Source organism: bacterium (assembly GCA_041648665.1).
GTDB lineage: Bacteria > UBA10199 > UBA10199 > 2-02-FULL-44-16 > JAAZCA01 > JAFGMW01.
The window spans coordinates 1-11,296 of the sequence record JBAZOP010000094.1 but is presented as its reverse complement, the minus strand read 5'-3'; the positions used below and the strand labels follow the sequence as shown (position 1 = coordinate 11,296).

6 protein-coding genes are annotated in these 11,296 nt (G+C 60.3%); all 6 read right to left on the bottom strand.

Annotated elements, in window-relative coordinates:
- Positions 1-1,999: adenylate/guanylate cyclase domain-containing protein (locus tag WC683_17180; GenBank protein MFA4974341.1), on the bottom strand; the 1,999-nt coding region annotated here is incomplete at its 3' end.
- Between the two features lie 3 nt (positions 2,000-2,002).
- On the bottom strand, positions 2,003-4,336 hold the full coding sequence (locus tag WC683_17175; GenBank protein ID MFA4974340.1) for a S8 family serine peptidase: 2,334 nt from the start codon (positions 4,334-4,336) through the stop codon (positions 2,003-2,005).
- Complete coding sequence (locus tag WC683_17170) at positions 4,333-4,743, bottom strand: hypothetical protein (GenBank protein ID MFA4974339.1); 411 nt, start codon at positions 4,741-4,743, stop codon at positions 4,333-4,335. Before WC683_17170 ends, WC683_17175 begins: the two co-directional genes overlap by 4 nt.
- Before the next feature lie 111 nt (positions 4,744-4,854).
- Positions 4,855-7,677, bottom strand: a complete 2,823-nt coding sequence (locus WC683_17165) for a hypothetical protein (protein ID MFA4974338.1) — start codon at positions 7,675-7,677, stop codon at positions 4,855-4,857.
- Between the two features lie 38 nt (positions 7,678-7,715).
- Positions 7,716-10,331 (bottom strand): hypothetical protein, encoded by a 2,616-nt coding sequence (locus tag WC683_17160; protein ID MFA4974337.1) that lies wholly within the window; start codon positions 10,329-10,331, stop codon positions 7,716-7,718.
- 466 nt (positions 10,332-10,797) lie between these two features.
- Positions 10,798-11,296 (bottom strand): hypothetical protein (locus WC683_17155; protein MFA4974336.1); only part of this gene is annotated, 499 nt, incomplete at its 5' end.

The following is an 11,296-nucleotide window of genomic DNA, read 5'->3' as shown; positions in this document are numbered from 1 at the left end:
CACGATCGCACCTGCTTGCCAGCTCGCACGCAGGCCCGTCATCGTTGAAAATCTTCAGTGTCGCGTCCAGTTCAAACTTTGCCTGTGAAAACTTGCGCGCCTCGAACAATCCGAACGCAAGGCGATAAGGCTCGACCAGCCCATGCATTCGCGCCGCGTCCATCTCGTCCGCAACACCCATTATCTCGTATATCATTATAGGCTCTGTCTTCCCCTTCACCCTCACGCGATCCAGCGGCCTCGTGATGATCTTCTCCCCGAGCCTGCCTGCGGTGGACTCGCTCGCCATGATGCGCGTCCCGTAGAACTTGTTGGCCCCCTCGAGGCGGCTCGCGAGGTTTATCGTGTCGCCGATGGCGGTGTAGTCGAAGCGGCCCTCAGAGCCCATGTTGCCTATGACCGCCTTTCCTGTATTGATGCCCACGCGCGTGGATATCTCGCGTCCACATCGCTCCTTCCATTTCGCGGTGATCAGCTCGTCCACGCGGCGCATCTCGATCGCGGCCATGGCAGCAGCCAGCTCGTGGTCAGCGACGTCGAGCGGGGCGTTGAAGAAGGCGATGATCGCGTCGCCCTCGTACTTGTCGAGCGTGCCTCCGTGCCTGAAGAGCGCCTCGTTCATCAAGCCGAGGTACTCGTTCAGCAGCTCTACCAGAGTCTTCGGGTCCAGCCTCTCGGAGATGGAGGTGAAGGAGGCGATGTCGGTGAAGAGGCTCGTCACGGTCCTGAACTCGCCGCCCAGCTTCAGAAGCTCCGGGTTCTCGGTCATGCGCTCCACGACGGCGGGCGGCACATAGCGCGCGAACACCCCCTTGATGAACCTGCGCTGTCTCCCCTCGGTCAGCGCGCGCCAGCCCAGGCCCGCGCCCAGGGAAACGGTCTGTGCGATGAGAGGCGCCACGACCGGGACCACGAGCGCGTATCGCGCAAAGAGTGCGGCCGAGATGAGGACCCACAGGATCACTGCTGCGGCGTACGCCAGGGACGCACGCACGGGCGTAAGGAATGCGGCGGCGGCGCCGACCGCCAGCGCCGCCAGGAATATCCACGCGGCCCTCTGCCATCCCGTCATCGCATAATAGAACCGGCCTGTGAGGAGGCTGGAGAGGACGCCGGCGTGGATCTCAACGCCGTTCATGCGCGCGAAGCCGGCGGCCTTGGCGTAATATGGCGTGAGGTACGCGTCCTTGAGGTCCTCATAAGATGCGCCGACGAGGACGATTTTATCGGCAAGCCACGCGGCGGGCACTAGCCCCTTCTCCACCATCGCCGCGGAATACGTCTTGAACGCGTTTCCCTTCCCGCCGATGACGCCGGGCGGCGCCGCGAACCTGATGAACATCTCGTCCTCGCCCACGAACGGCGTCGCTCTGAAGGGGCCTGCGCCGGGCGGATCCGCCTGCTCGCGCACAGCGGCGGAGGCATTCGCTCCCGTGGCCGCAGAAAAAATCGCGGCGCCGAAGGAATCCATGCGACCGCCCTTGGTGTCAAAAGAGAGTTTCGCAGTGCGGATCGTGGAATCAAACGGGTTGAACGGCAGATCTGCCAGGCCCACCCCCTTCAGGGCCTTCTCGAACAGGGGCAGCGTGGGCTCCACGCTCCCGTCGGGCCGCATGGGCGCCACCGCATACGCGGCGCTCCCCTCAAGCGCCTCTGCAAACGCGCTGTCCGCCTCGGGGAAGGAGGGGTCCTTGAAGAATATGTCGTAGCCCACGAGCCTGGGCTTCGCACTCATTATCCTGGAATGGAGTCTCGCAAGGAAGTCGCGCGGCACAGGGCTCCGATATGAAAGCCCCTTCATCGTGGCCTCGTCGAGCCAGACCATCACCACGTCCGGCGAAGCCGTGGTCGTCGGCGCAAAGGCCAAGACCCTCAGATCATATGACTCTTGCTCAAGATCGACGATCGGCTTTAAAAAAGAAGCGGCCCCTGCCGCGATCGCAGCAAAGGCCGCCAGGGTCAGTGCAGTTATGATCCTCTTTGCGAGCTTTCCTTTCATCGTTTACATCCGCCTTCTCCGCAAGGCCACGATCAGTATGGGAAGAGCGATGGCCAGCGCGTCCGCCCACGCGGCGCCGGCGGCCGCAGGAACCAGCGATCCGCCGCATCCGCTGCTCCCGCTGCTTCCGCCATCATCCTCGAGATCGGCCTGCGAGAGATTGCCCGTACCGCTGTATCCGGACGTGTCCGCAGAGACCGAGGCGAGCGCGGAATCGGCCTTGACGTTCCCGTAGCCGTCGCCGTCGTTCGGACTCGAGGCCTTCGTGGCCGTGGAGATCAACGCCTGTTTCGCCTGGGCGGCGGACAACGTGTTGTTCTTCTCAAAGAGTAGCGCGACGATGCCGGCTGCGTTGGGAGAGGCCTGCGAAGTGCCCTGGCTCTTGTAGTGGGTGCTGCCGACAGCGAGCGCGGAATCGACCGTATGGCCGGTGGGCAGCGTGGATATGATCGGGTCCCCTGGGGCGAGCACGTCGGGCTTGCGGCCCGAGTAAGTATAGACCACCGGGCCTATGCTCGAGAACGGAGTGCGCAACTGCACCGTGCCGCCGTTGATCTGGGCTGCGAGCGCATTCGGATCGTTTATGTTCGTGGCATCGTACTGGACTCCGCTCGCGCCGGTCCAACAGGATTGGCTGGGGCATCCGACCTCGGGCTTGGTCTGCAGATATGCGCCGACCGTGATCACGCCCGATGCGGTCCCGGGTATCGAGACTGTGGAGTTGTTGTCCCCGTCCTGCATCGCGTATGCGCCGCCGTTCGCGCCCGCAGCCATGTCGTACGCGCCGCCGTTTATCCCGCCCATGAAGTTGACGTAGGTGCTGCCGCCTTCCATCCAGATGTTGCCGGTGCAGGCGCTGCTTCCTGCGCGGACGATCACGTCGAGGAAGTAGGCGCTGTTGCCTGCATCCGACACGGAGAGACCGTCCCAGCTTCCGCCGCTGGAGGGGCCGAATAAGAGAAGGGCCCTCGGCTTTGAGTTGTTGGCGTCGGATGGCTCGGTGGAGATCAGGATCTGGGCAGTCCCATCGTCGTCGTCGAGGCTCGCCTCAGACGAAAGCGCCGTATCCGGAATCACAGCCGATGCTACGGTAGTCAGGGGCGCTGCCCCAGGCGCTGCGAACGCAGCGCCGAATATGTCGGAGTACTTGTACGCGTTCGCAGCGACAGTGCATGTGCTCGCCTCTCCAGCGCCGAACCACGCGTCTACCGTGAGGAACGGCGTGTCGATACTCGACCCTTCGAGGAACCAGACCCTGTACGCATGGCTCTCCCCCGCCGGGACGTTCACCGCAGCGTGGATGCCGCCCTCGAACGCGCCTAACCCTGCGTCGGCCAGCGCTGCGGAGATTATGTGCTCGTTGCCTGCGGCGACGGCGATCGCCCTGCCGTAGGTCTTGCCGCCGGACGCGTATCCCCCGGTCACCGCCGAGTTGAGCGACTGCTCCAGGAGCGAGGTGTCGTCGTGCGCGCCTATATGGGTGCCCTGCGAGATGTTGATCACCGCCGGCTTGTCGATGATATCGGACTTCTTGAATATCTCCACCACGCCGTCGATCACCCCGCCGGAGAAGGTGCCGCTCGTGGCTCCCCCCTCGGTCAAGTCGTCGTTGTAGTCGTTGCGCACGAGCATGATGTCGGCCAGGGGTGCGACTCCCATGTACGTGGCGTCCGAGCCCGCGGCTATGCCGGTGACGTGGGTCCCGTGGCCGATGGTCGAATCGTTATTCGCAGGGATCGAGCAATCGCCGCTATCGATGTAGTCCTTTGCGCACTGTATGATCGACACGGTTCCGGAGCTCTGATCCACGCTCTGGAAACGCAGGTACTGCACGCGCGACGCACCCCCCGACGTCTGGAAATCGGCGCGCGAATAATCCAGCCCGGAATCGATCGCGCCGACCACCACGCCGGCGCCATAGTAGCCCGCGGCCTGCGCTGCCTCCACGTTGGTATTGGAGGAGGAACGTGCGGTGTTCATGAGGAGTCTCAACCTCTTCGACGCCTCGATGGAGATGACCTCGGGCCTTGCCTCTATCTCTGCGAGGGCGGCCAGGGGCACGTACGCAGTCAATATGTCGCCTGTAAGCGAGCGTACAGATCCGCCCATTCCCGAAACAGCGAGCCCCGTCCCTTCGGGATCGAGGCTCTTGATCAACACATCGATGAGTTCAGCGCCGTCGGCCGCTGCGATCGATTTGATCAGCGCGGATTTGGCTGCCACGGGCTGCGCAATCGCCATGCGCAGGGGCAGATCCATCTTTCCTGCAAAGGCCTGGGCTGAAAGGAGCGTTGCGGACAGGATGGCCGCGAAGAGAAAATAATTTCTGCCTTTCATCTCGTCCCCCTTTTCTTTATGGACATCGGCACAGCGAGCTCCATGGCCTGGACAAAGGGCAAGGCTGCCACTTCAGGCACCGACTTCGCCGCAAGGTTCCCTGTGACGATCGTGCCCACCACGGTTCGGCTCTTGAAGCCCGCGGCGGAGAGCAAGGCGCGCTCATCATCCGTGGGTTTGGCCGCAAGTTTCATCATGCACTCGAGCGACTTGTCCGGGTCGCCTCCCTTTGCAATGCTCTCTTCCCAGGCCTGCTTGAACCTGAGGTCGAGCTTGTCGTAGACAGGGGAGCCCTTGAAGTCCTCCGACTTGCCGGGATGACTCGCCGAGCCTGCGGCATTGAGCGCCACAGCCAGCGAGCACAGGAGAACCGCGACAACAATGAGAATATTTGATTTATTTTTCATGGGAATGGAGTATCCGAGGCAGGGCCAAAAATCTACAGAAAAGAAACAAAACGCCCGGCTCTCCTCCAAGAGCCGGGCGTCTCATTTTTTTTTAAAGCCCCCTTTGGGCCTTCAGTTCAACACTAGAGTGGCATTGACCTTGGAAATATCAGCAGGAGTATCGCCTGATCCGCCGCCAACGACGTTGCCATCAATGGGCCTGAAGCCATTACCGCCGGTGGACGCCTGCTTTGTAACGAGTATCTTCTCGCCGACCAACCTCTGTCCGGAGCCTGTGCCGACGTAGATCTCGTACTGGACGTTGTTGCCCGCATCGACTGTAGCGATGTCGATTGCAGTGACCGCCTGCTCCCCGCCCTCCACAGTGACCTTTGACCACGTAACCCCGCGGTCCCTCGTCACATACAGGCCGCTGGGCGTGCCGGCGAAGATCGTAACCGTGTTGGAGGGCGAGCTCGGGTCGATCGCGAGCGATATCACCGGCTCGGTGAGGCCGGCCAGCTGCGACCATCCATCGCACTCTGAGAATTGCTCCGCGCTCTCGCAGTCGACGATCGGGGCGCTGAGGTACCTGTACTTTATGCCGCCGTTGTATCCGGCATACACTATCTCGTTGCGCGCGTCGTAGGCCAACGCCCATACCGAGTTCTGGTTGCGCTCGTCAGCCGCGCTCTCCGTGTCGTTCTCGCCGCCGCTGCTGGGCGGGTTGAGGTTGGTGTTCTCCCAGCGGATGCCGAACGCTTCCTCGTACTCGCCCACGTTGTCCGAACTCACGTAGACGTTGTCATCAGTGGCCGCGTATATCTTGTCGCCGGCGATCAGGAGGTCATTGACCACGTGGCCGAAGGTGAGGAGCTTGTGCTCCGCTATCTGCTCCGGGCCCCAGTCGTCGTACGGATCGCCTACCCACACCAGATTATCGTTGTCGATGTTCTTCTCGACTGAGACTCCCCAGTCCATGGCGACGATCACCCTGTTGTCCCTGACTACTATGTCGCAGATCTGGTTGAGGGATACGAAGTCGCCGTTGAAGTCCTTCTGGCGGCCCTCCTGGATCTTCTGTACGCCGGTCTCGTTGTCGCGCCCGCAGGTCGGATGGTTTGCAGGGATGTTGCCCTTGCCCCTGCGCCTGGAGATCATGATGTTCTCCCAGACCAGCTTGTTGTTCTCGTCGCGCTCCTTGGCACGCATGACCGCGCCTGTGACTCCGGCAAAGACATCCTCGTTCGTGCGCACAGCGACGACTGTAGGATATGTCTTCACTACGTCCTTGAAGAAGGCTTCCTGCCAGAGGTCCTGCATATTGAAGGCCTCGATGATGGACGTGTAGAAGTCGAAGTCCTGCTTGCCGTCGTTGTCGTAGATCCTGGCCTTGCCGCCGTTGAATCCGTCTAGCATGACGCCGGCGTAGCGGTTGATGTCGTTGCCCTCCTTGTGGACCACGACCTTGGTGATTTCCTTCACATCGTCGTCGTCATTGAGGGTGGCGAGGTACGCGATTTTGACCGGTTTGTAGCCCTGAATCTGGCCGCCTCCGTACACCAGCTCGACATCGATGTCGTTGCCCATGTCCTTGGTCGCAACCATAGGCACCTTGATCGGCACGCCTGTCTTGAGCGAATCGATCATGCCTGCTGCTACCGCTACGCCTTCGATCCTTATGTTCTCGATTATCTCCGGATTCGCCTTGGCGTTAGCGTTAAGGTCGATGTCGACTGTGACAGTCTCGCCCTCGATGGCCCACTTGTTGGCTATGACTAGCCCGGCGTTGCCGGACTGCTTGAGCACCACGTTCACGCTGTCCGTGGCGCTGTCCGTGCCCACGGTCGCGGTGATGGCGAAGGTGGTCTCGCCGGCGAGTTTGCACTTGGTGCTGCCCGTCGTCTTGTCGGACGCATCGACCGGCAATTCGCACGGGGCGGCGGTGGAGGCGGCCTCAACGGAGCCGGTCGCCACGATCGAAACCTTTGCCGCGGCAGGCGTCACCGACCAGGAGACGACGACCGGGCTCTGCCACGTGGTCACTTCGAGGGCATCCTTCGGCGTAGCGGAATCGCTCTCCGCAGCCTTGATGTCCGCGGTGATCTGGCCTGACGTTAGCCCTACCAATACGGAAGCGGTGGCGACGTTGCCGACGCTGTCCTGCGCGTTGATCGTGTAGGTCGTAGCCACTGACGGCGTGACCACCGCGCATCCTACCGCGGGGAATTGCTCCAGCGCAGGCTGCGCAAGTATGCTGGCCATGTCGCCGCTGCAGCTGTCTGTCGCGACTATCGCTTCGCCGCTGTCAGCGACCACGCCGACCGCGGTGAGGTTCTCAGAAGGCGTCACCGTCCAGCGGATTATCGTGGACTCTCCGGCAGGAACGCTTGACTTGTCGGCCGTTATCGTTGCAGCCAGCGCGTTCGCCGGCAGCACTGTCACGGTTATGGTCTGCGTGACGGATGAGACCGCTACTTCAGACGTCTCCGGCGTCTCTTCCGTCTCTTCCTCGACCTCCGGGCCGTACTGGATCTGTCCGCCGAGCACGTGTATCGCGGACGCTTCATCGGTATCGGTGGTCTCGGTCTCTGATTCGAGGCTATCGGTGCTCTTGGTGGCCGTGAGCACGAAGTCGGTCGTGGATGCAAGACCGTTTACCGCCTGGGAACCTGAGAGTTGGTCGGTCGATACGCCGAACGAAACCGGCGTGCCGTCGGATGCAACGGCAGTGATCTCGACTTTGTCGGCGCCAGCGACCTCCCACGATATGGTCGTGGACTGGCCCGCAGCGATCTCGCTGGGCTCAGCGTAGAATGAAATGACGATCGGAGCAGGGGGCGTGATATCGAGATTTGCGCCGCTCTTGAGCTCGCCGTCGGAACAGCCTGCGAGCAGAGCTGCTGTTGCCACTGTCGCGATGAGCGCCCATGCATGTCTCTTTATATTCTTCATATCCCTCATCCTCGTGTTAAAGGGTCAATTGACAAACCTTATCTCAAGTGGAGCGTAGCGCCTCCGCCAATGAAGAAGCCCAACCCGTTCTGATCCTTATCCTGCGGAGCTTCGTGTCTGAACACGCCGATCGCTGCTTCTAAGTCGAGCACTGTATTTTTGCTGGTGTCGATGCTCCAGACGGGGTTCAGCACAAATGCCGTCGTCTGTCCGGGCCCTATTCTCATGAGGTCGGCGACCAAGCGGTTGGAGGGATTGTCGCTCTCGGTGTAGTCGTTGACCGGGCCCTCGTTGCAGGGCAGATCTGGCTCACAGTCCTCCGGATCGACCGATGCTGCATCGCCCTGGTCACCCTCGACCGAGCTATCACCTATCTGTTTGCCCCTGGACGCCCATGATCCTGAAACGGCTGCGTTGACCGTCACGGCCATGTTCTTCTTCTCACCCAGGCCCCTGAACGGGGCGCTCAGCGTAAGACCAAGCCTGCCGATTCTCATGGGCCCTTCCCAGCCCTGCATGGCCTTCTGGCCATAGCTACCGCCAACTCCCACGTTAAAGTGCTCGTGGAGTGAGGCGTAGAGCGAGCCGCCCAGGTGCCATGCGAGTGTGCCGAGCTTTATCTCATCGTCTTTGAATTTGAATTTGCCGTCCCTCGATCCGCCCACGTTGCCGTCGAACGTAAAGACCCAATCGGTCGATTTGGCAGCAACGAGCCCGCCTATGTCGATGGTGCACAGGAGAGAGGCGCCGTAGCTGACGCCCTGGAAGGCGGTGACGCCGCTGGTCCCAAAAGAGAAGGGATCGCCGCTCACGTACGGGCTGAACATAATCTGCACGGCCTTGTGATCCTCGCTGTACGGATCGTGATTGTACGCTTTCACATCATAGGATCCCAGCGTCAGCTCAGGGGCAAATCCAATACCCGAGGATGTGACGCCGGGCGAAATCGGCTGACCGCTGTTCGGCAGGTCGAAGGAGTTGAAGCCTAATGCGGACGCATCATACGGAGAATGGCTAATGATGCCAAACCTTAAGGCTAGTTTGGCCGAATCGGTGAATGCGTAGAAGGGAGCGACATTAAGCCTCGAAAGCGATAGATTGAAGTCGCTGCCGTTCGCGCCGTCGTAGGGATCAAGCGCAACCCCGTGGTACCCATCATCCATGCCAATGGGGCCTCCATCAAGCACATACCAACGTGGGTTTGTAACCCCTTTACCGCCAAACTCGCCGCCAACGCCCCACTTGGAGCCTGGTTTCTGATACTTGAATTTGAAGTTCACGCCCAGACTGACGTAAGCTCCATCGTCCTCAGGCACTCCTGTGCCGAAGATGCCGCCTCCGTACAACCCGGCGCTGCCTAGCTGGAAGTATGCCTTTGGCTCTTCCGCGCCGGTCACCGGGTTCACGCCGGTCGAGATCACCGCCATCGTAGCATTTCCGCCGCCGCCAAAACCGTCGCCTCCGCCGCTCCTCGGGACCATTATCGGGTCGCCGTTCTTGTCGAACTCGCCCGTGGCTATGTAGTTGAAGTAGTTGGTGGCATTGGTAACAGCCAGATTCTTGATCTGGTCCTTAGTCATCTTGTCGAAATTGATGCCCTCTGAGAGCATCTTGTCCGCGTATGCGCTGTATTTCTTCGCTATCTCTCTCTCCTTATCAACAGTAGCGCCGGGGTTCTTCGCCCTCCAGGCGTCCATGTTCTCTTTCTGGTGCTCTACCAGGGCAACAGCTATATCGTCGCTCTTGACGCCGTTGCGCCTGAGCAACTTGGGCGACAGGCCTATCAGCTCTTCATGGTCCTGGTGCATGGTCACAGTGCCGCTCTTCTTGTCCACGCTGTCCACAACCTGCAGCGCGATCTCCGGGCTGTTCATCTGCCTCAGCTGCATGGCGATGTTGACAGCGGCTTCCTGCATCTGCAGGGGATTCATGTCAGGGGCCTTCGCCAACGTCTGCTGCCAGATGTGGTGCACGGCAAGACGCCTCGCCGGGTCATTCTGCGCGCCCATGAGCAGGACCAGAAGCGCCGGAGCCTCGGCTTTGCCCCGCTCGATAGTGACTCCGGTGGCCTTGCCGTCCTTAACGGTTACGCCGGTCACATGATAACTGGGTATGTCTTTGAAGTCCTTGCCCTTCATCGCTTCTCTGATTTTAGTAGCAAGGGACTCAAGCTGATCGGCGCTGCCCTTATTGGCATCAAAGTACGGGATCCCCTCGCCCAGCAGGCGGAGGAGCTCCTGGGAGATTAGCGGCTTCGCCTCAATGGGCTTCACAGCATCGAAGAGGCTGGTCGGAAGCTCGCGTAACGAGACCTTGAATTCAGGGCCCATGCTCTTTCCGTAGGCCACGATAAAGCCCAGCTTCTCGAGGAGCGTGGGCTTCATGGCGTCGTCTGCGAGCTTGTACTGCTGGAGTTTGGCCTCCATGCCGTGCTCAGGGTCGTTGATCACCTGGTCGCCGATCTTGTCCACGCCCAATATCCTGTCGTCAGAGGGCGTCACCTTCGCCATGGCATCGCGGAAGAGGCGATCGACTTCCTGTGCAAACTTCACCTGCGCACCCACGTCTTCCGGGAGCCCCTTATCCGTGGGGAGCTTCTCTATGAAGTCCTTGACCACCTTGGGGAGGTCGATGTCGAGCGGGTGCAGGGGCATATCGCCGCGGGCAATTTCACCTGCCTTACCAACAAGGGAGGAAACCGATCCTTCCATACCCCTAAGTTGTACCATTGCGTCTGAATTCGCCGTATCCGCAAGACATTTGCCCAAGGTAGCCCTTTTGTCGACGTTCTTGGGGCCTTTCAAGTTTTTGTAATCCGTAAGACCCATGGTCTTGAGGCATTTCTCCTGAGCGCCTATCATAATATTTCGCAGGGCAATGTCATAGCGCGGAACTTCACTCTCGGTCATTGGGCTGGGATTCTCCCTGACCTTCTTCACCTGCTCCGCTTGTTTCTGTTGACAGGTGTCTCCCTCTTTGCCTTGCCCATAAGGCTCACCGCATATGTATCTAGGGAAAAGCTCTTCAATAGGCAGCTTGTTCCAATCAACCTTTTTTTGGCCCGCGCTTATCATATCTTTCCTCCAAGCTTGCTGTTGCGCCCCCCATCAACAACCATAGTCACGAAATAATTATCAAACCGTCACCGCCGTCGTCCACCGGACCCACCGGCTTTCTTTTGTTGGACACGCAATCGCAGTTGCTGTTGCAGCGCTTGTTCTCGTCGCAGCCCGTCGGTTTGGCCTTTGGATCGCACTTCTCGTCGCCATTGATTATCCCGTCGCCGCATACCGGCGGCTTGCAAATATCGTCGAGTCCAGCCAGCATCTCGAGCAACGCGCCGTTTATCACAAACCTGACTTCCTTCTGGTCATCGTTGAGAAGGTTCTCATCGCATGCCTCGATCGCGAACAGGGCCGCGTCCACCAAGCCCTTGGTCTTGGTGCAAAGTTCGGTCGTATCCGCCTTGTTTTGCGCAGCAACAAGGACCTGTTCAAAGGGGCCGACTGCGTCGCGATATGCGCGGCCCGCGTACAGGACGTTTGCGAACTCCTCCCAGCCGGGGAGCTTGCCCATCATCGTCATTACGGAATCGAAGAGCGCGGGCTCGTGATTCTCC